Source organism: Bacteroidales bacterium, from assembly GCA_016709865.1.
Lineage (GTDB): Bacteria > Bacteroidota > Bacteroidia > Bacteroidales > VadinHA17 > LD21.
The window spans coordinates 241,783-267,284 of sequence record JADJLX010000003.1; the positions used below are offsets into that span (position 1 = coordinate 241,783).

Here is a 25,502-nt window from a genome sequence, read left to right on the forward strand (position 1 = left end):
TAATCTACTGATGGAACAGCACAATATTGTAAATGTAAAAAAAAGGGTCTAAGATACCATGGCCTGCAAAATCTTTTTTCCTCCATTCGTGCTTTGGGGGAGGAGTGAATGGAGGAGTGGTATTATTAAAACCTGCAGGAAAGTTTGGGTGTGAGAGCGAGAACAAAAAAGTCACCCTTCGGCTTCGCTCAGGGTGACTTCTTGTTGTCCCGTCAGGTCTCGAACCTGAACTCTTCTGATCCAGAATCAGACGTGTTGCCAATTACACCACGGGACAGTTTTCAGGGTGCAAAGATATATTAAATACTGAAAAATCAAAAAGAGTTTTTAATTGTCTTGCAAGTCGTGCAGGTCATGCAAGTCCTGCAAGTCGGTTTGTGGATTTTTATTAATTTTATGATCAAACCTTAAATCGTGCTAAAATGGGAACTGTTAAAGATTTTGAAGACCTTGAGATTTGGAAGATGTCCAGGAAATTAGTCAATGGTATCTACAGCGATTTCAGAGAGTGCCGTGATTATAGTTTCAGGGATCAGATTACAAGAGCAGGAGTGTCAATTATGAATAATATCAGCGAAGGATTCTGCAGAAGTAGCGATGCTGAATTCCGCCATTTTCTTAATATCTCAAAAGGATCTGCAGGTGAAGTAAAAAACATGTATTACATCGCAGAAGATCAGAAGTTTGTTGACAATCCTATATCAGTTGACAGAAGAAACAAATCGCAACAACTGATCAATAGTATAAGTGCTCTTATGAAATATCTGAATACTAAGAACTTAGAATAATCTCACAATGTGAGTGACCTGCAAGACATAAGACCTGCACGACCTGCAAGACAACTACCTGTTCACCTTCGCCCACGTGTCCTTCAACGATACCGTGCGGTTAAAGACCAGTGTCCCCTCTTTTGAATCGTAATCCACACAAAAATACCCAAGTCGCTGAAACTGAAACTTATCCAATGGCTTCGAAGTAGCCAGCGATGGCTCTACTTTGCATCCGGTCAGGATTTTTAATGAATCAGGATTAAGGAATTTTCTGTAGTCTTCATCTTTTTGTCCGGCAGGATCTTCATGATTGAAAAGCCTGTCATAGAGTCTGACCTCTGCATCAACGGCATGCTGAGCCGAGACCCAGTGAAGCGTACCTTTTACTTTCTTGTCTGATAAGGCACCACCACTTCTGGTATCTGCATCGTACGTGCAATAGACCTCTTCTACAACTCCTGTATTATCATTTTTCTTAAACCCTTCGCACTTTACAATATAGGCACCCTTCAGTCTGACTTCCATACCAGGGGCCATCCGGAAGAATTTATTCGGGGGAACCTCCATAAAGTCATCCTGTTCAATATATACCTCACGGGAGAAAGGAACCATTCTTTTTCCCATACTTTCATCTTCAGGGTTATTAATTAGCTCAACATTCTCAACCTTTCCTTCAGGATAGTTCGTTATAATGACTTTCAATGGATTAAGTACTCCAAAGACTCTCGGTGTCCTCATGTTCAGATCCTCACGTACTGCATGTTCAAGAAGGGAGACATCATTTATTGCCTCTACTTTAGTGTAGCCGATAAGATCAACAAAACGCTTTATTGATTCAGGGGTATAACCCCTTCTGCGAAGTCCGCACAGAGTAGGCATCCTGGGATCATCCCAACCCCTCACTTTTCCTTCCTTTACAAGTTCAAGTAACTTCCTCTTACTCATCATTGTATAGGTAAGATTTAGCCTGTTGAATTCTATCTGCCTTGGTCTGTAATCAGATGTTTTTAGCTGATCAACAAACCAGTCATATAAAGGACGGTGTACCTCAAACTCAAGTGTGCATAATGAGTGTGTTATACCTTCAAAGTAATCACTCTGCCCATGTGCAAAGTCGTACATAGGGTATACATTCCAGGTGTTTCCTGTGCGATGATGCGGTGATTTAATTATCCTGTAAATTATCGGGTCGCGCATATGCATGTTTGGGGATGTCATATCGACTTTTGCCCTTAACACACGACTTCCTTCTTCAAAATCCCCTTTATTCATTCCGGAGAAGAGGTTGAGGTTTTCATTAACCGGCCTGTTCCGGTAGGGACTTTCAATACCTGGTTGGGTAGGAGTACCTTTCTGTGAAGAGATCAGATCGGCAGGCTGATCGTCAACATAAGCCAGTCCTCTGTTTATGAGCTCGTTTGCGAAGTCGTATAATTTCCCGAAATAGTCAGAGGCATAGAATTCCCTGTTTTCCCAGTCAAAGCCCAACCAGTGAATATCTTCCTTTATTGAATCGATATATTCAACTTCTTCTTTCACCGGATTGGTATCGTCGAACCTTAGGTTACATTTTCCGCCGTATTTTTGTGCCATACCAAAATCGAGGCAGATTGCCTTTGCATGACCAATATGAAGATAGCCATTTGGCTCAGGTGGAAAACGAGTCACAATATTCCCGTTGTTTTTACCGGCCTTAATATCTTCAATAATAAACTGTTCTATGAAACTTATTGAGGGTTTTGATTCTTCTTTTTCCCTGATGTTCTCGTTACTCATCCGTTTTTATATTAGGATTACAAAAATAGGATGAATTTGAGTTATTAACAAGGGCATTTTTTGGCATACTTTTTTTACCACAAAGGACTCAAAGGGAGCACAAAGGCACACAAAGGGTTATCCATTAAAACTGAGATTCCTTTGTGGCCCTTAGTGTTAACCTTGGTGTCCTTTGTGGTTAAAATTTTTAATACAGTTACAGATTATGGTAATTATCAGGACTTGCCTTCAGGGCTTAAATAATCTTTAAGTGAAGCAACATATTCTGTAAACTTCCGTCGTCCGAATAGTGTTATCCTGCATAGTGTCTGCGGATAATTGTTCATGAATTTTTTCTCAACCTCAATATATCCGGCTTCCTTTAGTTTGGTAATCTGTATGCTCAGGTTACCGGCAGTAGCTCCCGTCTGTTCCTTTATATAAGTGAATTCAGCGGCTTCAGTGCTAATAAGCAGAGATACTACAGCCAGACGCAGCTGCGAGTGCAGTATCGGATCGAGTTCCTTAAACCTTGTCATTGTTTCCTTTGTATTTTAACATATAACCCGGGATAAGATATCCTGTTATCACTGCTACCGGCATTCCGAAGGGTGCGATTGATGGATCCGCAAAACTAACAAATACAGCAATTGTCCAAAAGAGGATAGCTCCGATAATTAGAGGTTTAAATTTAATTATAGAGCCTGAAACAAATGTTGCGAATCCAACAAGAGTAAGAATATAGGGTGCTACATTTCCCAGACTCTTTGACTGAATTGCAAACAATACCAGGAAGGAGATTAGAAATCCGATCCAGACCCACATGTATATTCTTTCGGCATATGTGTGGACTTTTGCTTTTCTTCCCTTTACAAATCCATAGATCATAGAAACAAATCCTCCGGGTATGGTCAGAAACCACACATAATAGGGATGTTCAAAATCTGTAAATAATCTCAGCAGCGGATCTGCAAGACTACACACCAGAATTAGCCAACCCCAGAAGAGAAGATGAAAACTTCCCTGCTGAATGTCCCCTTTTGTTTTATTTATCATTTCTGATATTATCCTCAGGCTCTCTTCGCCTGTCATCAATTTTTCTTCGTTTTCCATAATAATGTTTACTTTTATAGTTAGTGTGATAATTAATGTAAATATATTGCAAATATAAAGTAGTTTATAATATAAACCAAATAAATAATGAATTATTTTTTGTTATGGGTTTAATTCAGATCGAAAATATGGAGTTTTACTCTTTTCATGGTCACTTCAAGGAGGAGAGGATAGTAGGGAACAAATTCATTGTTGACCTCACAATTGAAACTGATATGAAGATACCTGCAGAAAGCGACAATCTAAAAGATGCAGTTAACTACCAGCGTGTTTATGAATTGGTAAAGCAGCAGATGGAAATGAAATCTCATCTCCTTGAACATATTGCCGGAAGAATTCTCGATGCAGTTTATTCTGAAATGGAGGGGATTAAAAAAGCTACTGTAAAAGTCTCAAAGATGAATCCTCCCATGGGAGGGAAGATAGGATCAGTAAGCGTAGTTATAACAAGATAAGTACTGTTAAAGAAATAACAATACTGAAGAGACAAGTGTTGTGATAATTACAAAATACCTGTAGACACTTTCAGAAAACAGATTTACTATTTTTATTCCAAGAAAGATCCCGAGAGCAATAAATGGAATAGAGATTAATCCCGGAATCAGGGAAACGATTGAAATATTTTTCCAGACAATTGCCTGCAGAGGCAGTTTCCCTGTATTCATAATGAAGTATAACCAGGCACTGGTTCCTATGAACTCTTTTTTCGGGAGCCTCATGGCAAGAAAATAGAGTGTAAAAACCGGTCCTGCCGAATTGCCGATCATTGTAGCAAATCCACCCGCAAGTCCCATCCCAGAGCCAAAAACCATATTATGAGGAATAACCTCTGATTCTTTTTTCCACAAGTCATTTACAATCATCAGGATAAGCATTAACCAGACAACAGATAGCATCACAATCCTGAATTGATCATCATTAATGCTGTTTCCGACAAACAGGGCAATGCCTATTCCTATTGCCACCCAAGGCAGGATTTTAATGATATGTTTCCATACAGCATGTCTGTGCCAGTAGGTCACTGCCATAATATCAGCAGCAATAAGCATTGGAAGGATTACACCTGTTGATTCTTTAGCACCGAATATAAGCGCCATTATCGGGATGATGGCCAGTCCCAGTCCGCTCAGTCCAGCTTTAGCCATACCCAGAAGCACTGCCACCAGCAGAAAGAGTATCAGGAAACCGGGAGACAGATTAGGATGGATTGAAAGTAATAATAAATTCATTCTGATATTTAAGAGTGAGCAAATATATAAAAACAAAAAATCCCCGGCACAACGTGCTCAGGGATTTTGTTGAGGTCGGTGGCGGATTCGAACCGCCGTAAACGGTTTTGCAGACCGCTACCTAGCCACTCGGTTAACCGACCATGTGTTTAAGTTTGGACTGCAAAAATAATAAATTTTGTTAAATATCTTCATTACTCCTTCTTCATCCTGTATTTTTCTTAACCCTACCCCCGCCCCCTTCCCTTAAACAGTAAGGGAAGGGGTGCCCTTAATCCTCATCTGAATCAATGATTTGAATTTCACGTTGTGCCACTATTTCCTCAACCCTCTTAATTATCCCATCAAGGTTAGCTAACTCTTCATTTCTAAACCTTATTACTTTAATTCCCTTCTTTAACAGTTTTGTATCTCTTTCATTATCATATTCTTCATGAAAGTCATGAATAGGACCATCTACCTCAATAACAAGTTTAAGTTTGGAACAATAAAAATCAGGAATATAAAATTCAACCTTTCCACTTCCTATATGATAAAAAACAGGATGCTGTCTTAAGAACTTAAAGCCAGAGAACCTTTTCCTTCTGAGTTTTTCCCATAGTAATTTTTCTGAAGGTGTTTGATTCTTTCTTAGATTTCTGGCTAATAAGGTAATCCACTTATAGCTTTTATAATTGTTGCGAGGCATATTCTTAATTCCAATAATAAAAGTAAGCTTTTTGACGGAGATAAACCACTCCCTTCCCTTATTGTTTAAGGGAAGGGCCGGGGATGGGTTAAGTCTTCAGGTAATCCGCCACCGACCTCAATAAATCCCTGATGCTTTTAGCAACAGGGATTTTTTATTTACATTTGATTCAGTGTAAAACAGATAAATCATAACTATGAAAGCTTTCATTATTCTTCTGCATCTTTCGATAATGACTATCCTTCCTTATTCTAATAATCAGGCAGCAGACATTATGCCAGTCAGAGGCTTCTGCATTGCGGCCCCTCAACCCGGAGAGGTTGATGCTTTTGTGAAGTTTATTGATGAGGAACTTGCTCCGCGTACTGTAAATACTCTTATTCTCAGGGTCGATTTCAACTACCAGTACACTAGTCACCCTGAATTGAAGGATTCGATAGCTCTTTCTAAAGCGGAAGTGAAGAAAATTGTGGATGTGTGTAAGAAAAACAGCATTCATATCATACCGCAGGTTAACCTGTTAGGTCATCAGTCGTGGGCAGGCAGGATTGGGAATCTTTTGAGGGTCTATCCGCAGTTTGATGAGACTCCAAACGTAAAGATGCCTGATAAATATGTTTGGCCCAATGCCGACGGATTATACTGCAAAAGCTATTGCCCTTTACATCCCGATGTGCATGCTATCGTATTTGACCTGGTTGATGAGGTATGCGATGTGTTTGAAACTGATGCTTTTCACGCAGGCATGGACGAGGTATTTTATATTGGAGAGGCGCAGTGTCCGCGTTGCTCGGGAAGAGATAAAGCTGAGCTTTTTGCAGGAGAAGTAAGAACAATAAGGGACCATCTGGCTTTAAAAAAACGTAAGCTATGGATCTGGGGCGACAGGCTCCTCGATGGTAAGACAACAGGGCTGGGGGAATGGGAAGCAAGCTATAATAACACTCACAGGGCCGTAGATATGATTCCTAAAGATGTAATAATATGTGACTGGCATTATGAACGTCCCGATCAGACTCCTGTATATTTTGCAATGAAGGGATTAAGTGTTGTTACCTGTCCGTGGCGCATGCCGGGGAATGCCGTTCTGCAGGCTCAGGATATGGTGAGCTGGCGCAAGTATGCAACTCCGGAAATGAAAGACCGTTACATGGGAATGGTACAGACTGTATGGTCGGGTGCAGGCCAGTTCATGGATAGCTACTATGGAAAAAAACCGGATAGTGATGTAAACTCCCCGGTAAAATGCTTCAAAGCCCTGTTTTTCGAAATTCAGAATCTTGCAGATTCAAAATAGAAGTGATTTTTACTGAATAATCTTAGCCTCTTCCAGCATTATCGGATATGTGTATCCGTAGCCAAAATCTTTATCCAGAGCTACCTTGCCTTCGATTGTTACTATACTTCCTGTTTCAGGTATTACATCTGATGTAACAGTAAGATCGAATTCCTCTTCAAATATGGTTCCGTCCTGGAGGTGTATCCAGTTTTTGCCCATTATTTCCGGATTCACTTTTGTTACTTTCCCTTTTATTTTAACCGTTTTTCCGGAGTAATCTTTCCTGTTTGAAAATAGTTCGGCAATTGTAATACCTCCATCTGCTTTCTCAATTGTCAGTTCTTCCCTGCCTGCTTTTGCCACTTCCATGTGGGCCGCTCCTGTCGCAGCAGGTGATGCTGTCTGTTGTTCCGATGTTTCCGGTTTAGCAAGAGGTCCTCTGCATGCAGCTGATAATAAGACTAATACGCCTGTAATAAATAGTATTTTTTTCACGATTATAAATTTAAAATATTTGAATGTCAAAGATAACAGTATTTTGAGTTTCACTCAAAGAGATCATGTATATCACTATTTGTACGTACGTGTCATTGAAGAAGGAATAGCAATGACAAAGTTTGCAATGTTATTGTTTTCCTTATCCATCTTCTCAATATCATCCTGCTGCACAGTCTCCAGGGTGGCAATCTTTAATCCGGGACTGAACTTATTGATATACCAGATTATGCCCTCGAAGTTGCTTGAATGATATGATCCGTTATAATGGATAAAAAGTTTGCCTTTTGACCAGTTTGCAAGAATGAAATGTGCCATTGTTGCATCTTTAACAGCCTGTGCTTTAGGCAGATTTGTATTGGCATGTGCAGCTGCACCGGCTCCCATTCCGCCCATGGAAAGCATATCTTTATAACATTTCACTTCAGGATCATACGGGAAAGGCATTGGAGCTATATACTTTTTTGCTTCCGGTGAAAGTGTCTCAAGTCCTTCAAATCCGCTTTTATTTACAACAGAGGCGTACCTGCGTGGCACATTGGTTGCTATAAATGGAAGCTTATTTGATTTTGACAGATCAACAAGAGGCTTATAATCAGTCTTGTAATTCCTCCATAATTTTACTTCAGCTTCAAATTTTGCACCATCATAAACATCTTTCAGATATTCATCAAGAAGTAACTGATTGTCTGCTTCGAACATTTCAGCACCAAGAACAAGATTATTTCCTTTTTTATCAAAAAGACTCTTTGTAACCTCAAGTTCCAGCCAATGTGCGATTGGATCATCATGTAGTTCTCCGAAAAAGACTATATCAGCCCTTGAAATCTCTTTTAACATATCACCGTAGTCAGACTCTTTTCCTTCTCCGGTGAATATTTTATACGCAGGTTTTTCCTGTGAAAATGATTGTACTGAAATAAAAGTAAATAGCAGTATTGCAGATAATTTCATAGATAATATTATTACTTTATAAGGATGTCAAAGAAAGTAACAATATTCCTAATTGCAATGTTCATTCAGTTAAAAACCAATAACCACAAAGGTCACTAAGTATTAACACAAAGGTCACAAAGGAATTTTCCATTATTCTTCCTTCGTGTCCTTTGAGGTTCCTTAGTGTTCTTTGTGGTTAAATAAACCTCTATACTAATTTGAAGAATCTATTTCAATCCAAACCGGTAACTGAATTTTATTAGAAATACATTATGTGGTTTATTATCATCGCCATCGAAGAGATCGCCCAGATCGTTCATCAGATCGAGGTTCCCTGAACTGTTGTAGCTGCTTCTGGTCTGGCTCCATACAAGATAAACAGATGATCCGGGGTTATATTCCCACCTTACCACAAGGTTAGAGAGGAATTCCTGAACATTAAAATCCCTTTTGCCAAAACTGTATTCTTTTGTGCCATCAATATTTTCATCTATGTCGTATGAGTCTCCATTCAGCTTAATCTGACCGGGAGAGTATGTCCAGAAACGATCAGTATATTTTTCGGCCATTGGCTGAATTATAAATTTGTGATCGTAATAGCTCCCTGTGGCAACAAATGGCTGGCCCCAGTACTGAAAAGTTAAATTGGGACTCAGGTTAAGATTTACCCTGAATGATGTATTTATTGTCTTCCTGTCTATGCTGGCAAAAATATATTTATCTCTTCCATTTACAGATACTCTTGATACATACTGCAGATCGGAATATGATTTACTGTACCCGGGGCTTACTGTCAGCACGAGATAATTAGTTGGTTTATAGGAAATATCGACACCTGTATTGAAGTTTCTGGAACTATTTTCCCTTCCTCTTGAACCGTTAGTATAGACCTCAAGAACAAGTTTCTTGCGGTTATCAGTTGAGAAACCTAACCTGGCATTGGTACTGCCCGGCATTCTCATCATCGGACCACCGCGAAGCATGCCAGTTGACAGAGATGATGTATTGAAGTTTCCACCTGTCCATATGTTCCAGTAATTCTTCAGTCCCATTGAAGCATTCCACTCGAATCCTCCTCCGGTCCAGTCTCCGCCAAAGTTATTTACAGAATAAAAATCTGCATTAAGGTTATACCTCCTGTAAATACCTTTAGGCTCCCATTGGCTGTAACCGGCCCAAAGAACAGAGAGTACCTGATCGGCTTCTCGGATGTAGCCAAGGTCGTTTGTCTCAAAACCCGGAGTTTTCCAGATAGTGGCACTCATGAAGTTCCAGTGGCCATTTAGTTTCATTATCTGCAACCTTCCTCCTGACCCTGCCAGTGATGTGCGGTTAGTATCAAGCAAAGTATGGTTATTGTCGGGTCTCTGAAAGTAACGTGCTGAAGATCTTTGAGTGTTCAGGATAACATTTTTTGATCCTTCAACAAGGCTGAAGGCTGTATTCAGATTTACCATCCAGCTTTTCTCCTTAAAATACTGGGTAAAGTCAACTCCGCCTGTGTATGCAGCCTTGTGCATGTAATCGCTTAGGTTTGCATCAAGATCTCTGTTTGTGCTTGTAAAAATTCCACCGATTATTGTGTTACCCTCTTTTATATCCTTCTGAATGCGACCGACCATATAATTGGTGAGAGGCTCAACAGTCTGGTAAGTCCTTCCTCCAACAGTGTCTATCTCAGCTTTCTCTTCCGCAGTCATTGCCTCAACAAAACCGATAGATAATCCGTTTTTTGTTTTTCCGGTCAGTTTAGCGGCTCCAAGAATTGTTGTATTTGTTGGGACATCGGCATTCCATCCATCATTAAGATTTGGATAACCCTGAGGCTGGCGTCCTATTCTTCTGGAATAGAATAGATTATCATTGCCAACACCTCCGTCGCCGATTCCTAATCCAAAATTTGTTATGTTATTGCCTTCAATAAAAAACGGACGTTTTTCCCTGAAAAATGTTTCATATGCTGACAGGTTCACTTCTGAAGGGTCAGCTTCAACCTGACCGAAATCGGGGTTAATAGTCAGGTCCATAGTCATATTATTAGTCACGCCGATTTTTGCATCTATACCGCCATTTAAAGCAGAAAGCTTACCTTTTGCAAGAAATGGATTCTCAGGAACAGTTTTAAAGGTTTCTGTTTTTGCAACTCCATATGGAGTAATATCAAATATCTTTCTTGGTTTTATCTGTTCCAGACCAGTCAGCTCGCCAAAGAGATGTACAAGTCCGGGTGCATCTTTTGGTATATGCTGCCAGAATGATGTCTCATTTTTTCTGTAAAATATTCTGGCTATTTCAAGGCCCCAGGTATCACCGGAATTCTTTTCAAACCGGACCTGACTGAATGGAATTTTCATTTCCGCAATCCAGCCTTCACCGTTAATAGATGTTTTTACCCACCAGTTTGGATCCCACGATGAGTCTTCGTTCTGACCATCATCTGTAAACATCTGGTCGAATTTTACACCAGATGAACTAACTCCGAAAAGAAACCCGGTCCGGAGATCATGAAAACTGTCCAGAATTATTCCAACCAGGTCACCATCAACCTGGTCACGTCTTGTTAATCTATTCACAATACTGTCGGGAGCAGTATCGAAAGCTTTAATGGCAACATAAAGATTATCTTCATCGAACAGAACGGTGAATTCCGTTCTCTGCGAGGCTTTTCTGCCATTGTAGGGTTCATGTTGGGTAAAATCATCAACCCAATTGCCTGTCTTCCATTCGGCTTCATCAAGTAGTCCGTTGATAACAGGCGCAACTGTAATCCGGGTTGCTTTAAACTGCTTCTTTTCAGGGGTCTGTCCAGTTACACCCGCAACAAGCAGTAAGAGCATAAATCCGGTAATAAGAATTCTTTTCATCTGCGGCTTGATTAATAGTGGTTTTACTGATAATGACGGATGAACACAGGAATTGATGCAAAAAAATGATATTATTTTTGTGTTCTCAGTGAAATACGCTGAAGAACATAAAATTAAAACACTTAAACTGGTATGATACCCTAGTCGTAAAGCTTGATAAATTCGAATGTATTCCCGGTATAAGCAAGGAATTTCAGAAGGTCATTTTTAGAAACAACCAGAGATGCAGTATTTACATTAGGATGAAATGCAAGCCGTTCTGATTCGTTAAGTTTCTCATCAATAAACAGATGGACATGTTTTTCTTTATCGTTTATAAGGCCGAAAGGAGAGACAGATCCCGGTTCTACTCCCAGGTATTTTTTTAACCGCTGATCAGAAGCAAAAGATAGTTTTCCTTGTTTTAGCCGTTTCTCCAGATCGTGGATATCGAGCTGACGGAGATGCTCAAGGATCACAAGATAATGCCTGTTGCCTTTGTGGTTTCGGAAGAAAATGTTCTTACATCTTCCTGAATTATAATCTTTCCAGTGGATTTTAGCGTCTTCAATTGTAGCGAGAGGCGGGTGTTCGTGATAATCAAACCTGATGTCAAGGTTTTCCAGAAGTTCGTAGAGCTCTTTTTGTCCGCGCATCGTAAAGCAGACTATTTCTGAATATACTGAAATTCCATACCTACCAGCGACGAAATATCATTTCCGGCATCTCTCATATCGAGATCTTCCTTATCGTGGTGCCATTCAATTTTGACAGGAATTCCTGCCGGTTTAAGCTGCTTAAGCTCATTGAAAATATCGAAAAGGAATTTAGCCGATGAAGAATTGAAATACTCAAGATCAATAACTAATACAAGAGGTTTCTCAGCGGAATATTTTATTGATTTCCCATTGATAATGGCAGAAGCAAGTGCTTTAACCCATTCAATAACAGGATAATATAATGAACGAACATCCTCCGGGGATGAATTGCCCCTGATAAAATAAACATCCTCCTCAGGGGAAAAACTTACTTCGGGGGTTGTTGAGGTCGGACTGATATATAACTTTTTCATTAACAGACCTTTTTACAAAATTCATTAAAATTTTGCTATATCACAAATTTATTTTAGGCGATCGGGAATTTCAGAGTAATTTATCGTCTTCTCCTTCAGGCTTATAACCGGTATCTTCGGTAAGGTTGCCCGACGTATAGGCGTTTACAGCAAGGCGGTCGCATACTTCATTTTCTGTATTATTGGAATGGCCTTTTATCCATACAAACCTGACAGAGTGTTTCCTGTAGATTTTCAGGAATCTTATCCATAAGTCAGGATTTTTCCTCTTTTTGAATCCTTTTGATTCCCACTGAAATACCCACCCTTTTTCTACAGAATCAGCGACATATTTTGAGTCGGTATAAATGACAACTATACTGCCGGCAATTTTTAAAGCCTCGAGTCCTGTTATAACTGCCAGGAGTTCCATTCTGTTGTTTGTGGTTAGTCTGAAACCTTCTGATTTCTCAAGCCGGTGCTTTCCTGAAATAAGAACCACGCCATAACCTCCGGGACCCGGATTACCACTTGCAGCCCCGTCGGTATATATAGTTATTTCACCTTGCATTTGGCAGGACTACACCTGAGTTGGTGATGAAAAGTTTAATTGCTATAGACAGAAGAATAACACCAAATACTTTTTTAAGAATCTGTAGTCCTCCTACTCCGAGTACCTTTTCGAAAAGGGAGGTTAATCTTAGTACTATATAAATTATGCCCATATTCAGAACAAGGGCTATGAATATATTAATTGTCTCATATTCAGCTTTCAGAGAAAGGATAGTAGTTATTGATCCTGCACCTGCAATAAGCGGGAATGCAATCGGAAAGATTGAACCTGCTCCGGCAGATTCATGTTTAAAAAGCTCGATGCCAAGGATCATTTCCATTGCAATAAGAAAGATGATGAAAGATCCGGCAATGGCAAATGATTTAACATCTATCCCGAAGATTCCGAGCAAAGGGCTGCCGATCAAAAGAAATGCCAGCAGAATCAGGAAGGAAACCAGAGTGACTTTTGCTGACTTAACATCTCCCGATTTGGACTTCAGATCAATTATAATCGGGATTGAACCGGGGATGTCGATTATGGCAAAGAGAACCATAAAAGCGGCAAGAATTTCTATAAGACTAAAATGCATTATTTAAATGTTTTTACAAAGATAGAACAAATAATAAAATTCATTAACCACAAAGGTCACAAAGGTCCCGATAGCTATAGGGATTCACAGAGGTCACAAAGGGTACTTTGCCTTTGTTTTCTTTGTGTCTACTTTGTGTTCTTTGTGGTTAAGAGGGATTAAAATTTTACTATAATCCTATTGTACTATTGTCATCTCATCAACGAGGTGTTTTGCACCTGAGAAAATATCCATTGTCCACAAGACATAACGGATATCAACAACAATAGTTCTCTGTAATTCAGGCTCATAAGCAATATCACCGCTCATTGATTCCCAGTTACCATCGAATGCCAGCCCGATAAGTTCGCCGTTACCATTCAAAACCGGACTACCTGAATTACCTCCTGTAATATCATTTGTTGTGAGGAAGCACACGGGCATATATCCTTTTGAAGAACCGTATCTTCCGAATTCTTTCTTCTGATTAAGCTCAAGAAGGCGTTTCGGCAGATCGAATTCATAATCGCCTGGTTTATATTTATCTGCAACACCCTGTAATGTTGTATAATACTTGTATGTTACACCATCTTTTGGATCATAATTCTGTACTGTTCCATAGGAGAGCCTCATAGTTGAATTGGCATCAGGATACTGTGTCTTTTCAGGAGCCATCTCCATGAGGGCTGCCACCCAGACTCTTTTTCCTGTAGCCAGACCAGCGTCGAACTGGCTTGATCCTTTTGAAATATCACCAGCACTTTTATAAACAGAAGCTGAAGTGAGATAAACAGGGTCATTTTCAATTGTTTTCAGTACAGGTTTATCCAGAAATGCCATTAGTTTTGCTTCACTTGAGAAGATAGTTTTAGCAAACATATCATCTACAAATTTGTCGATATCGCCTTTGTATTTTTTGTCTACAACATTTACATAAAAATCAGGATGAAATTTTGCAGGAACATCAGCCCTGTAAAGTTTAAGCATGGCCTTTGTTGATTTTTTGTCTGTTGGACCATTATAATCCTTATAGAATCCGGAAACATTTGATTTAATGCGCGATACTGCATCAGAAATCTTCTGATTGTCGCCGGATTTAATTGCTGTGATAAGCATTGTAGCTACCTGGTTCATGCCAAAGATTTCGCATCCCTGGATACATTCATTTAGATACTGTAGAGCATTATAATATTCAGCCCTGCCTTCAATAGATGTTTTTATCATATTGAGAGCTTCACCATATTTTGCTTTCCGTTCAGGATTTTCAACAACCCATTTATTATACTGATTTTCAATCTCTTCTTTTTTTGCTTTTACATTAAGTCTTTCAAGACCGGCTTTCTGACCTATTGAGTATTTCCAATAGTTAGAAGAACCAAAATATTTTGAAGAGTATTGAATGTTAACTTTCTGGTCTGCTTTCATATCCGCCATCCATATATCCTGTTTGATACCACGTATCTTGATTCTGTCAGGATGTACAATCTGAAGCTGCTCGCTTACTTCATAAGAAGTCATATACCTGTTTGTTCTTCCCGGATAACCAAGTATCATGGCAAAGTCGCCAATATTTCTTTCCTTTAGTGATACTGAAAGATAGTGTTTAGGTTTAAGAGGAACGTTTGCTTTTGAATAGGCTGCCGGTTTTCCGTCGGGTCCTGAATAAACTCTGAACACACTGAAATCGCCTGTATGACGAGGCCATTCCCAGTTGTCGGTATCTGATCCAAATTTACCAATAGACTGAGGAGGTGTTCCGACCAGGCGGACATCATTATATCTTTCATAGACAAGCAGGTAGAAATAATTTCCACCATAGAAACTCCCTACCTGTACCCTGTAGTTATTTCCTTCCTGGGCTTTTTTCTCAATCGCTGTTCTTGCTTCATTTACAGATGCTGAACGTTCTGATTCACTCATTCCGGGTTTTACATTTGCGAGGATCTGAGCTGAAACATCTTCGATTCTGACAAGAAACGTTACTGCGAGGTTAGGATTTGGCAGCTCTTCCTCTTTCGTCATTGCCCAAAAACCATTGGCCAGATAATCATGTTCTACCGAACTGTGTGCCTGGATTGACCCATAGCCGCAGTGGTGGTTAGTCAGGATTAGTCCCTGGGAGGAAACTATTTCTCCTGTACAGCCGCCTCCAAAAATTACAATTGCATCTTTGAGGCTGGCTTTGTTAAGACTGTAAATATCCTCAGCTGAAAGCTTAAGCCCCAGTTCGGTCATCTTGCCGATATTTAATTTTTCTATAAGTGGCAGCAACCACATACCTTCATCAGCCCTGGCCTTAAATCCGAAACTGATAATAAGGATTACTAAAACTGCAAACAATTTTCTCATTGGAATATATTTATCAAGTGGGTTTAAAAGTGCAGACAAATATAATTTTATAAACCAAGAAAAGAAAGGTTAAAAATCAATTTTCAACTGTGTATTGAAGAGCGAAAAGGATTTTCTGTGATAAGGAGTAATCCCATACTCAATAATGGCGGCCCTGTGAGCGGATGTTGGATAACCTTTATTCTTAATCCATCCATATTGAGGATACTCTTCATTGATTTTGTCCATATACTCATCCCTGAAGGTTTTTGCCAGAACAGAGGCTGCAGCAATGGAAAAATATAGACTGTCTCCTTTAATAATTGTCTTGTATCTGAGATCTTTATAAGGATAAAACCTGTTACCGTCGATGAGTAGGAACTGAGGTTCTTTATCAAGACCTTCTATTGCAATATGCATTGCTTTTATTGAAGCCCGGAGAATATTCATCTGATCTATTTCTTCGTTATTCACAAATGCCACTTTCCAGGATATTGCCGTATTTATTATTTCATCTTTAAGAATAAATCTTTGTTTTGACGATAATTTTTTTGAATCATTCAGGAAAGGATGTTTGAAATTCTTTGGAAGAATTACTGCTGCAGCTACCACGGGACCGGCAAGGCAACCTCTCCCGGCTTCATCGCAGCCGGCTTCAGTAAGGTTCTTATACAGGTATGATTTGAGCATATTCATTCGAGTAATAATGTCACGTAATTTAAAGAAATATTCCACCCACAGGTTACAGAATCTGAATTTAATAAAAAATGCAGAACAGGTGGTTTAAGCCTGAAATTTACATGTTTGTCACCAAAAAATGACGATTTGTCAAATGTTTTATTATTTTTGACCTGACGGGGAACTAATAATATGTTAAATAGCGCCAGGTTTTTAATACTATTATCTTTGCTGGGATGCTCATCTAATGCCTATTCCCAACAATTGTCCCATCAGGTCCTTGTGCCTCTCGCAGGGGTAACAAATACCGGATCATTGGCGTATTCCCAGACTATAGGTGAGACTGCGATAGAAATATTTCAATCGTCTGATGGTGGATTTACTCAGGGGTTTCAGCAGCCATGTATAAAATTCACAAAGGAAAATCCACCGCCGGGCAATGGTGTTAAAGTCTATCCTAATCCGGTAAGTGATTATGTAAATGTTGAACTGTTCGGTGATATTTCAAGAAACTTCAGGGTTGAGATTATTAACATCTCCGGTACTGTTGTAATTTCTGAAAGGATTGAATTTACTGATATGTACTGGAATACGCATCAGATCGCGGTTGAAAAACTAAGTACAGGTCTCTACTTTGTCAGAATCTTAAGTGATGATGGTGTAATAAGCAGAATTTTTAAGATTGATAAAATCTAATCAGCAGAGTTATGACTTTTAATAATTTGAAAAGTTACGTTTTAATCATATTACTAATTGCGGTTAGCTGCCCTCTGGCCGGACAGCAAACTGTCCCGTTGGGGATACATTATCAGGCGGTTGCAAGGGATATTTATGGAAAGGAGCTTTCCAACAGGGAGATTGATATCAGGTTCTCAATAATCTCTGATAATCCTCTTGGAGCACTTGTATATCAGGAACTTCATTCAAAAATAGTCACTTCAAAATATGGAGTGTTTTCAATAGTAATCGGTCAGGGTACTCCGACCGGAGGTACTTCATCAGCTCTTTCTCAGATATCGTGGTCCTCTGCTCCTCATTTCCTCAAAGTAGAGGTTAAGTTTGAAAGCAGTTTTATCGATATGGGAACAATGCAGTTTCTGGCTGTTCCATATGCTCTTTATGCTCAGAAATCACTTGAACCCGGTCCGCAGGGACCAAGAGGAGAAATGGGTCTCCAGGGAGTCCCTGGTCTGCAAGGTCCGGTCGGACTAAAAGGAGATCCCGGTCCACAGGGCTTAAAAGGCGACACTGGTCCGCAGGGACAGCAGGGAGTTCAGGGACTGAAAGGTGATCCGGGAGATCCGGCTACAGATGACCAGACTCTTTCGTTTGACGGAACCAATATGTCAATCTCAGGCGGGAATACAGTTAATCTTTCAACACTTATGCTTCCCCATCAGCTTTTTCTGCTCGGAGATACCCTTTCAATCATGTATGGAAATAAGGTAGTGCTGCCAAACCAGATCCAGGATCTTCAGCTTGATCCGAATAATAAGCTTAAAATAACAAAAAATACCACAGCCACAGAAATTGATTTCACCAGGTTTCTTGATGACAAGCAAACCCTGACTTTTAGTAGTGTAGATAATACACTTAATATCTCCGGGGGGAACACAATCAGTCTTGCATCATTAAAAGATGATGCGGATGCAAATCCGCTAAATGAGATCCAGACTCTGACTTTTACTCCGGCAGATAGTAAGCTTTATATATCCGGAATAACAGATCCTGTAGACCTGACAGCTCTAAAGAATGATGCTGATGCTAGTCCGACTAATGAAATACAGACACTTTCCTATGATGCCAATAATTATCAATTAGTACTTAATAATGGAGGTGGTTCTGCTACAATTGGACAGATAATTGCTTATAAAGCGGGGATATCATCATCTGTTAACTTACCTGATAATACTCCAGTACCTTTGATTTTCAATTTAGTTACAGGTGGCTATTATTCCGATGGGGCTTACTATACAGCTTCTAGTGGGACATTCAAAGCTCCTCATACAGGGATATACACATTCAATGTTTCATTGAATTTACCCTCAAATTGTACAGTTTTCTTAAAAGTATCTGGAGTGCCTGATGAAACAATTATTTTACCCTCCACTTCCGGTGGAATTTTCAGAGGAAGTCTTACTATGAAAATTGTCAGCGGTGCTGATGTAAATGTTGTTGTTCAGCAAACTAATGGTTTTCTTATCCCTTTTAGTTTCTCAGGCTCCTTCTCTGGTTATCGGGTTTATTAATCTGACAAAAGATATTTACATAATCTGGATTTAATGGCCCTGTTGATATTTTAATTATTCGGGCTGATATGTTCTTAGATAATATTCTGTAGAGACGCAATGCTTTGCGTCTCTGGCATATAAACAACAATATCTGAAATATAGATAACAGTCTCTGGTATATAACAACAATCTCTGGTATATAACAACAATCTCTGGAATATAACAACAATCTCTGGAATATAAATAACAGTCTCTGGAATATAAATAACAGGCACCTGATAAAATCAACGGTCATCTGAATAAAAACATTGCCCTAATTGAATAAGAGACGCAAAGCATTGCGTCTCTACAATGGAATCAACCATACGGAGGCGGCGTCTCTACGGAATTAAACCAACTCTTTTTAACATCCTGAATCATTCTCAAATTAAAAGTTTTTGTAAATTTGGTTGCTGTATTTTCTATTAGTGTTGGAAAATTTCTAAACAAATACCGTATTTCGTCAGCCCGGCTGCAAAATTGGGATTATGGATCAAATGCACCGTATTATGTTACCATTTGTGCAGCAAACAGGGAATTCTTTTTCGGGACAATAAGGAATGGGGAAATGCATTTTTCAGAGATAGGTGAAATTGTACTTAATGAATGGTTAAAAACCCCAGTCATAAGACCTGACATGAATATTTACCTTGATGAATTTGTGTTAATGCCAAATCATTTTCATGGAATAATATTAATCGGGAATAATGAATTCAATAATCGGTTGATGAATGTCGAAAATCATAATGTTTGTAGAGCTGCGTTGGTCTCTACAGGATCAACCATACCAACCTCAACATCAAAAACAAATTTGGGCCGCAGATTAAAAACCTGTCATCTGTAATCCGTGGTTTCAAATCGGTCGTTACAATAAATGCTCGTAAGATTGATCCTTATTTCGCATGGCAACCAAGGTATCATGATAGCATTATTCGGGATTACCGCTCATATGAGAAAATTAAAAATTACATTATTACTAATCCCCAAAACTGGGATATAGATGAATGTAATAAGAGACGCAATGCATTGCGTCTCTACGGATTTCTTCTGGATATCATCCTGAACACCACAACACAAAACACCAGAGCCGCTAATATTCCTGCTATATTGCTGTAGATATCTTTTAGGTTGAAGGCCCTGCCCGGAATTAATTTCTGATGATATTCATCAAGAACTGCGAACAGGATCAAACAGGATGTAATCAGGAAAAACCTCTTATTCGTCATTTTGAATTCACTGCTTACAAATGCAAGAAATGCCATGCCTGCCAGTAAACCATATTCACAGAAATGGATAAGATAGTCAAGCCTTATCTCAGATTTTGCAGTATGGATCTTTAGAGTCGGAATTGAAGGAATGGATGATACTGTAATTATTATCAGTAGCCAGGTAATGAGAAAGTATCTGGCATAGGGACGGAGGAATTGAATCAGTCGGAACATCTTATTATTTAAGGTCCGAAAATTACTAAAATCATGCCACCAAACAAAGTGTTACCAGTTAACTATTAAAAGACTAAATTTGTCAAAAATTTAAAGAATGATAACTAACGAACAGATAAGGGATTTATCGGGACGCCGCGATGCGTTAAGGAGGTATCTTTGACATCGAAGGCAAACTTGAGACAATAGCAGAGAAAGAGAGTCTGTCGCAGCAACCTGGCTTATGGAACGATCCGAAAAAGGCTGAAGAGCTGATGAAGGGCATCGCTCAGCTTAAGAACTGGACAACTGATTTTGAAAAGATAAATGCTGCCCTTGACGATCTGGTTGTAATCTACGATTTCTATAAAGAAGGCGAAGCATCTGAAGAAGATGTTGATAGCCAGTACAGTAACTGTGTCTCGCTTATCGAAGACCTTGAAGTCCGCAATATGCTCCAGAAAGAGGAAGACCAGCTCGGGGCAATATTGAAGATCAATTCCGGAGCAGGAGGAACAGAGAGCAACGACTGGGCAGCAATGCTAATGAGGATGTACCTTCGCTGGGCCGAAAGGAATAACTACAAAGTAAAAGAACTTGATTACCAGTCGGGCGATGAAGTGGGAATTAAGTCGGTTACACTTGAGATCGAGGGCGAACGAGCCTACGGCTACCTTAAAAGTGAAAACGGAGTACACCGTCTGGTAAGGATCTCACCGTTTAATGCCCAGGGAAAGAGGCAGACAACTTTTGCTTCAGTGTTCATATCACCTCTGGTTGATAATAATATAGAGATTGAAATAAATCCTTCCGACATAACCTGGGATACATTCAGGTCGAGCGGTGCAGGCGGACAGAATGTTAACAAGGTTGAGACCGCAGTCAGGCTCAGGCATCATCCTACAGGAATAATTATTGAGAACCAGGAGACCCGCTCTCAGCTTAATAATAAAGAAAATGCCCTGAAGATTTTAAAATCACAGCTCTATGAACTGGAGCTGAGAAAGCAGCAGGAAGCCCAGGCGCTGATTGAAGGTGCCAAGAAAAAAATTGAGTGGGGTTCGCAGATCAGATCATATACTTTACATCCCTACAAGATGATCAAAGACCATCGCACAGATCACGAGACCGGAAACGTTCAGGCAGTGCTTGATGGAGACCTGACTGCCTTCATAAAATCATATCTGATGGAGTTTGCCGGGAAATGACAAAATTCATAAAAACTGTGGTAGTTTATTTGTTTTATTTGTACCGGTAATAACAATAGTTAAATAATGGTGAAAAAGGAAAAACTATTTGAACAGTTTCCGCCTGTAACAACCAAAGAGTGGATGGATAAAATCCACTCAGATCTGAAAGGGGCTGATTTCAACACAAAACTGGTATGGAAGACAAATGAAGGGTTCGATGTTATGCCTTTCTACCGCATTGAAGATGTTGAAAATCTTGCGTATACAGATACTCTCCCGGGCGAATATCCTTTCTTAAGGGGGACAAAGATCAGAAACAACAACTGGTATGTCAGGCAGAATATAGAAGTAACTGATTATGCTGAAGCTAACAGTAAGGCCCTGACAATACTGATGAAAGGTATTGATTCTCTGGGATTTATTATATCTGATCCAGAATCGGTATGTAAAAGTAATTTTGAGATTCTGCTGAAGGATATTCACCTTGAAGTAATTGAGATAAATGTTTTCTGTAACGGTAAGGCAAGGGAGATTCTGGAACATATTTCGTCGATAGCAGCTGAAAGAGGACTTGATCCTGTCGATATCCGGGGTGCTGTTGAGGCTGATCCGATTGGCCGGCTTATGGTAAACGGGAAACTCTGTGTTTCGATTGAAGAGGGATTCAACTACCTGGCAGCATATACTAAAGCCGCATTAAAAATGCCAAATCTTCGTACAATTCACCTGAATGCATCACATTTCAATAATGCAGGTGCAGATATCGTTCAGGAACTGGCATTCAGTATGTCAATGGCAGGCGAATACATCTCACAGCTTACTGACAGGGGGCTGGAAGCCACACTGGCAGCCTCAAAAATCAGATTCAGCTATGGGATAGGATCAACCTATTTTTCAGAGATTGCAAAACTCCGGGCAGCGCGTCTGTTGTGGTCAGCTGTACAGAGAGGGTTCAATATTCCGGAATCAGACGCTGTTAAAATGGAGATCCATTGTGTGACAAGCGAATGGAATAAAACAGTATATGATCCCTTTGTAAACATGCTCAGGACACAGACAGAAGCCATGTCGGCAATTCTTGGAGGAACTGACTCACTTACTGTTGAACCATTCGATATTGCTTTCAGAAAACCTGATGAATTTTCAGAAAGGATTGCACGGAACCAGCAGCTGATATTGAAGGAAGAAGCTTACTTTGACAAGGTTGCAGATCCTGCAGCCGGATCATATTATATTGAAAACCTGACAAACCTTATTGCAGAGAATGCCTGGAAACTTTTTGTTGAAATAGAAGAACATGGCGGATTTCTCTCTTCATTAAAGGAAGGGTTTATTCAAAAAATGTTATCTGAATCGGCTGCTAAAAGGCAGGAGGATTTTGCAGGAGGAAAAGTCAAACTGCTGGGATCAAACCTTTTCCCTGATTTGAATGAAAAAGTACTTTCACAGATAGAGACTGAAAGTGTCTTTAAAAATGTTGAGTATGAAAGTGACCTCATGATTGAACCAATAAGGCTTTTCAGAATCTCAGCCGGATATGAAGCAGTGAGAATTGAACAGGAAAAAGGAGCAAAGAATTGATTATGAGACCAAAATTTAATATCAAAGACCTGAAAGAACTTCCGGTTACAAAGAAGGAGTTTCATAAGTGGGAGAGTGAGAAAGGAATAAAGAAAGAGTGGATAACTCCTGAAATGATTCCAATTAAGAGTGTTTATACCAGAGAAGATCTTGAAGGTATGGAACACCTGAACTATGCAGCAGGTATTCCGCCATTCCTGCAAGGCCCGTATTCAGGAATGTATACAATGCTACCCTGGACAATCAGGCAGTACGCAGGTTTTTCAACTGCTGAAGAGTCAAATGCCTTTTATCGCCGTAACCTTGCTGCAGGACAAAAAGGTCTCTCCGTAGCTTTCGACCTGGCGACTCACAGAGGTTATGATTCTGATCATGAAAGAGTTACCGGAGACGTCGGAAAGGCCGGGGTTGCTATTGACTCAATACTTGATATGAAACTGCTCTTCGACAGTATACCTCTTAATAAAATGTCAGTTTCGATGACAATGAATGGTGCTGTATTACCAATAATGGCATTTTATATTGTTACTGCCCTTGAACAGGGAGCAAAGCTGGAAGAGCTAAATGGCACAATACAGAATGATATTCTGAAAGAATTCATGGTCAGGAATACATATATATATCCGCCTGGATTTTCGATGAGGATCATTGCGGATATATTCAGGTATACCTCTGAGAAGATGCCAAAATTCAATTCTATAAGTATCTCAGGTTATCATATGCAGGAGGCCGGTGCAACATGCGATATTGAACTTGCCTATACACTCGCCGACGGCTTGGAATATCTTCGAACCGGCGTTAATGCAGGTATGGATATAGATTCTTTTGCTCCGAGATTATCATTTTTCTGGGCCATAGGGATGAACCATTTTATGGAGATTGCCAAGATGAGAGCAGCCCGAATGTTATGGTCGAAAATTGTAAGTGGGTTTAATCCGAAAAATCCAAAATCCCTTGCTCTCAGGACACATTGCCAAACATCAGGATGGAGTCTGACCGAACAGGATCCGTACAATAATGTTGGCCGTACCTGCATCGAAGCTATGGCTGCAGCGTTGGGTCATACCCAGAGCCTTCATACAAATGCACTTGATGAGGCAATTGCTTTACCTACAGATTTTTCAGCCCGTATTGCAAGAAACACCCAGATTTACATACAGGAGGAGACCCAGATCTGCAGGGCTGTTGATCCGTGGGCCGGCTCTTATTATGTTGAAACACTAACACATGAAATAGCTCATCGCGCCTGGGAACATATTATGGAGGTGGAACGGTTGGGAGGAATGGCTAAAGCTGTTGAATCGGGTGTTCCGAAGATGAGGATTGAGGAGGCGGCTGCAAGGGCTCAGGCAAAAATTGACTCAGGTGTTCAGACAATTGTCGGGACAAATAAATACAGACTTGAAAAGGAAGATCCGCTCGAGACCCTCGAGGTTGATAATTCAGCGGTGAGGGACTCTCAGATTATAAGGCTTGCCAGGCTCAGGGCTGAAAGAAACGAAAAAGAGTGTCAGGCTTCACTTGAAGCTCTGACCAGATGTGTTCAGACCGGAGAGGGTAATCTGCTTGAATTCGCTGTAGATGCTGCCTCAAAACGGGCCAGTCTTGGTGAAATATCTTTTGCATGTGAAAAAATTGTCGGGAGGTACAAAGCTGTGATACGTACAATATCGGGTGTTTATTCATCTGAATATAAGTCAGATGATGACTTTAAAGACGCAAGGGCGCTGGCTGTAAAATTCGCTGAAAAGGAAGGCCGTCAGCCAAGAATAATGGTAGCAAAGATGGGTCAGGATGGACATGACCGCGGAGCTAAAGTAATCTCAACAGGCTATGCCGACATTGGCTTTGATGTTGATATCGGGCCTCTGTTTCAGACACCTGCCGAGGCGGCGAAACAGGCCGTTGAGAATGATGTACATGTGCTTGGAGTATCAAGTCTGGCAGCAGGTCACAAAACGCTTGTCCCACAGGTCATTGAAGAGCTTAAAAGACTGGGGAGAGAAGATATTCTGGTTATTGCAGGAGGGGTAATTCCTCCTCAGGATTACCAGTATCTTTACGATGCAGGTGTCTCTGCAATATTTGGTCCGGGAACTTCTGTTTCCAAAGCAGCCAAACAAATTCTTGAAATATTGATGCATGCATATGAATAGAAAAAAATAGTAAATTGCGGCAGTCAACCTGATTATTTATGAAGTACTTAACTGCCATTTCTGTTTGCATCATTTTACTTTCAGCCGGATGCGCTGCAAAGAAGTCAATACCCTCAGAACCTGTAGTTCCTCAGGAGTTACCTGCTCCTGCAGTTAACTTTTCAGACCAGGCCACATGGCTTCTTGGCTATTTTACCTATGGCCAAATGACCAGGGAACCTCATTCTGTATGGTTCATGAAAGGATTTGATGAGTATCAGCTGAATACTGAGCCACTTGAAAAATTGCTTGAAATTCCAAAAGATGCTATTACAATAAAAATTGTGATGGGAAGCTGGTGTCCCGACAGCCGGCGTGAAGTTCCAAGGTTTATGAGGATACTCGATAAATGGCAGTTTCCAATCGCAAAAGTGACATTCATTGGTGTGGATAATGCCAAACTGTCGCCGGTTGGCGAATATACTGGTCTTGGCATTGAACGGGTACCAACATTTATTGTTTACAAAAATAATATTGAAGCCGGACGCATCATTGAAAATCCTAAGACGTCTTTAGAACAGGATATGGTTAATATTCTGACAAGGAATGAATAATA

At 40.0% G+C, this 25,502-nt stretch carries 25 protein-coding genes and 2 tRNA genes; 10 read left to right on the forward strand and 17 right to left on the reverse strand.

The features are described from left to right. Nucleotides 1–204: 204 nt before the first annotated feature. Nucleotides 205–277: transfer RNA gene (locus IPJ16_06720), tRNA-Gln, on the reverse strand. 145 nt (nt 278–422) lie between these two features. On the opposite strand from IPJ16_06720, the gene IPJ16_06725 reads away from it, so the two are divergent. After that, entirely contained in the window at nt 423–788 is a 366-nt protein-coding gene (locus tag IPJ16_06725) for a four helix bundle protein (GenBank protein MBK7626882.1), read from the forward strand. A 54-nt stretch (nt 789–842) separates the two neighbouring features. Here the strand turns inward: IPJ16_06725 and IPJ16_06730 are convergent, their stop codons facing one another. The 3 genes from IPJ16_06730 to IPJ16_06740 all read right to left on the reverse strand — a co-directional run bounded on the left by IPJ16_06730 (nt 843) and on the right by IPJ16_06740 (nt 3,638). Further along, on the reverse strand, nt 843–2,546 hold the full coding sequence (locus IPJ16_06730; protein MBK7626883.1) for a glutamine--tRNA ligase/YqeY domain fusion protein: 1,704 nt from the start codon (nt 2,544–2,546) through the stop codon (nt 843–845). 215 nt (nt 2,547–2,761) lie between these two features. After that, complete coding sequence (locus tag IPJ16_06735) at nt 2,762–3,064, reverse strand: transcriptional regulator (GenBank protein ID MBK7626884.1); 303 nt, start codon at nt 3,062–3,064, stop codon at nt 2,762–2,764. Next, nucleotides 3,051–3,638 carry a hypothetical protein gene (locus tag IPJ16_06740; GenBank protein MBK7626885.1) on the reverse strand — a complete coding sequence of 196 codons (588 nt, stop codon included), beginning with the start codon at nt 3,636–3,638 and terminating at the stop codon, nt 3,051–3,053. The genes IPJ16_06735 and IPJ16_06740 overlap by 14 nt, the downstream gene beginning before the upstream one ends. A 104-nt stretch (nt 3,639–3,742) precedes the next feature. Here IPJ16_06740 and folB point away from each other — a divergent pair, with 104 nt between their 5' ends. Next, nucleotides 3,743–4,093 (forward strand): dihydroneopterin aldolase, encoded by a 351-nt coding sequence (folB, locus tag IPJ16_06745; GenBank protein MBK7626886.1) that lies wholly within the window; start codon nt 3,743–3,745, stop codon nt 4,091–4,093. A 6-nt stretch (nt 4,094–4,099) separates the two neighbouring features. On the opposite strand, the gene IPJ16_06750 is transcribed toward folB, so the two are convergent. The 3 genes from IPJ16_06750 to IPJ16_06760 all read right to left on the reverse strand — a co-directional run bounded on the left by IPJ16_06750 (nt 4,100) and on the right by IPJ16_06760 (nt 5,555). Then, nucleotides 4,100–4,867 carry a sulfite exporter TauE/SafE family protein gene (locus IPJ16_06750; protein MBK7626887.1) on the reverse strand — a complete coding sequence of 256 codons (768 nt, stop codon included), beginning with the start codon at nt 4,865–4,867 and terminating at the stop codon, nt 4,100–4,102. Nucleotides 4,868–4,939: 72 nt separating this feature from the next. After that, a tRNA-Cys gene (locus IPJ16_06755) sits at nt 4,940–5,010 on the reverse strand. A gap of 128 nt (nt 5,011–5,138) precedes the next feature. Continuing rightward, entirely contained in the window at nt 5,139–5,555 is a 417-nt protein-coding gene (locus tag IPJ16_06760; GenBank protein MBK7626888.1) for an endonuclease domain-containing protein, read from the reverse strand. A gap of 196 nt (nt 5,556–5,751) precedes the next feature. On the opposite strand from IPJ16_06760, the gene IPJ16_06765 reads away from it, so the two are divergent. Beyond that, nucleotides 5,752–6,852: a family 20 glycosylhydrolase gene (locus IPJ16_06765; protein MBK7626889.1), complete on the forward strand. Its 1,101-nt coding sequence runs from the start codon at nt 5,752–5,754 to the stop codon at nt 6,850–6,852. 9 nt (nt 6,853–6,861) lie between these two features. On the opposite strand, the gene IPJ16_06770 is transcribed toward IPJ16_06765, so the two are convergent. The 9 genes from IPJ16_06770 to IPJ16_06810 form a co-directional block, all read right to left on the reverse strand. After that, nucleotides 6,862–7,329, reverse strand: a complete 468-nt coding sequence (locus IPJ16_06770; protein ID MBK7626890.1) for a hypothetical protein — start codon at nt 7,327–7,329, stop codon at nt 6,862–6,864. A gap of 75 nt (nt 7,330–7,404) precedes the next feature. After that, nucleotides 7,405–8,283: a ChaN family lipoprotein gene (locus tag IPJ16_06775; protein MBK7626891.1), complete on the reverse strand. Its 879-nt coding sequence runs from the start codon at nt 8,281–8,283 to the stop codon at nt 7,405–7,407. 209 nt (nt 8,284–8,492) lie between these two features. Continuing rightward, nucleotides 8,493–11,129: a carbohydrate binding family 9 domain-containing protein gene (locus IPJ16_06780; protein ID MBK7626892.1), complete on the reverse strand. Its 2,637-nt coding sequence runs from the start codon at nt 11,127–11,129 to the stop codon at nt 8,493–8,495. A 140-nt stretch (nt 11,130–11,269) separates the two neighbouring features. Then, nucleotides 11,270–11,764: a prolyl-tRNA synthetase associated domain-containing protein gene (locus IPJ16_06785; GenBank protein ID MBK7626893.1), complete on the reverse strand. Its 495-nt coding sequence runs from the start codon at nt 11,762–11,764 to the stop codon at nt 11,270–11,272. 11 nt (nt 11,765–11,775) lie between these two features. Continuing rightward, a complete protein-coding gene (locus IPJ16_06790; protein MBK7626894.1) occupies nt 11,776–12,180 on the reverse strand; it encodes a DUF1987 domain-containing protein in 405 nt (134 codons plus the stop codon). A 70-nt stretch (nt 12,181–12,250) separates the two neighbouring features. Further along, nucleotides 12,251–12,730 carry a ribonuclease HI gene (locus IPJ16_06795; protein ID MBK7626895.1) on the reverse strand — a complete coding sequence of 160 codons (480 nt, stop codon included), beginning with the start codon at nt 12,728–12,730 and terminating at the stop codon, nt 12,251–12,253. Next, nucleotides 12,720–13,304 carry a MarC family protein gene (locus IPJ16_06800; GenBank protein MBK7626896.1) on the reverse strand — a complete coding sequence of 195 codons (585 nt, stop codon included), beginning with the start codon at nt 13,302–13,304 and terminating at the stop codon, nt 12,720–12,722. The genes IPJ16_06795 and IPJ16_06800 overlap by 11 nt, the downstream gene beginning before the upstream one ends. A 177-nt stretch (nt 13,305–13,481) precedes the next feature. After that, nucleotides 13,482–15,632: a S46 family peptidase gene (locus tag IPJ16_06805; GenBank protein MBK7626897.1), complete on the reverse strand. Its 2,151-nt coding sequence runs from the start codon at nt 15,630–15,632 to the stop codon at nt 13,482–13,484. A 69-nt stretch (nt 15,633–15,701) separates the two neighbouring features. Then, nucleotides 15,702–16,301 (reverse strand): ribonuclease HII, encoded by a 600-nt coding sequence (locus IPJ16_06810; protein ID MBK7626898.1) that lies wholly within the window; start codon nt 16,299–16,301, stop codon nt 15,702–15,704. A 252-nt stretch (nt 16,302–16,553) separates the two neighbouring features. Between IPJ16_06810 and IPJ16_06815 the strand changes: the two genes are divergently transcribed. The 3 genes from IPJ16_06815 (at nt 16,554) to IPJ16_06825 (ending at nt 19,403) form a co-directional block, all read left to right on the forward strand. Further along, nucleotides 16,554–16,985, forward strand: coding sequence for a T9SS type A sorting domain-containing protein (locus tag IPJ16_06815; protein ID MBK7626899.1), 432 nt, complete (start codon nt 16,554–16,556; stop codon nt 16,983–16,985). A gap of 383 nt (nt 16,986–17,368) precedes the next feature. Next, nucleotides 17,369–18,538 (forward strand): hypothetical protein, encoded by a 1,170-nt coding sequence (locus IPJ16_06820; protein ID MBK7626900.1) that lies wholly within the window; start codon nt 17,369–17,371, stop codon nt 18,536–18,538. Between the two features lie 427 nt (nt 18,539–18,965). Beyond that, nucleotides 18,966–19,403 carry a hypothetical protein gene (locus IPJ16_06825; protein MBK7626901.1) on the forward strand — a complete coding sequence of 146 codons (438 nt, stop codon included), beginning with the start codon at nt 18,966–18,968 and terminating at the stop codon, nt 19,401–19,403. 190 nt (nt 19,404–19,593) lie between these two features. Here the strand turns inward: IPJ16_06825 and vanZ are convergent, their stop codons facing one another. Then, nucleotides 19,594–20,001, reverse strand: a complete 408-nt coding sequence (vanZ, locus tag IPJ16_06830; protein MBK7626902.1) for a VanZ family protein — start codon at nt 19,999–20,001, stop codon at nt 19,594–19,596. Nucleotides 20,002–20,098: 97 nt separating this feature from the next. Between vanZ and prfB the strand changes: the two genes are divergently transcribed. The 4 genes from prfB to IPJ16_06850 all read left to right on the forward strand — a co-directional run bounded on the left by prfB (nt 20,099) and on the right by IPJ16_06850 (nt 25,500). Further along, nucleotides 20,099–21,188 (forward strand): peptide chain release factor 2 gene (prfB, locus tag IPJ16_06835; protein ID MBK7626903.1). Its coding sequence is split into 2 segments (ribosomal slippage): nt 20,099–20,161 and nt 20,163–21,188, totalling 1,089 coding nucleotides; the frame shifts between segments, so codons are not numbered across the junction. Nucleotides 21,189–21,254: 66 nt separating this feature from the next. Continuing rightward, nucleotides 21,255–22,751 (forward strand): acyl-CoA mutase large subunit family protein, encoded by a 1,497-nt coding sequence (locus IPJ16_06840; GenBank protein ID MBK7626904.1) that lies wholly within the window; start codon nt 21,255–21,257, stop codon nt 22,749–22,751. A gap of 2 nt (nt 22,752–22,753) precedes the next feature. After that, nucleotides 22,754–24,907 (forward strand): methylmalonyl-CoA mutase, encoded by a 2,154-nt coding sequence (gene scpA / locus IPJ16_06845; protein MBK7626905.1) that lies wholly within the window; start codon nt 22,754–22,756, stop codon nt 24,905–24,907. Between the two features lie 38 nt (nt 24,908–24,945). Next, the gene (locus tag IPJ16_06850; GenBank protein ID MBK7626906.1) at nt 24,946–25,500 is read left to right on the forward strand and encodes a thioredoxin family protein; all 555 of its coding nucleotides are present in this window, start codon (nt 24,946–24,948) and stop codon (nt 25,498–25,500) included. The last annotated feature ends 2 nt before the right edge of the window (nt 25,501–25,502 follow it).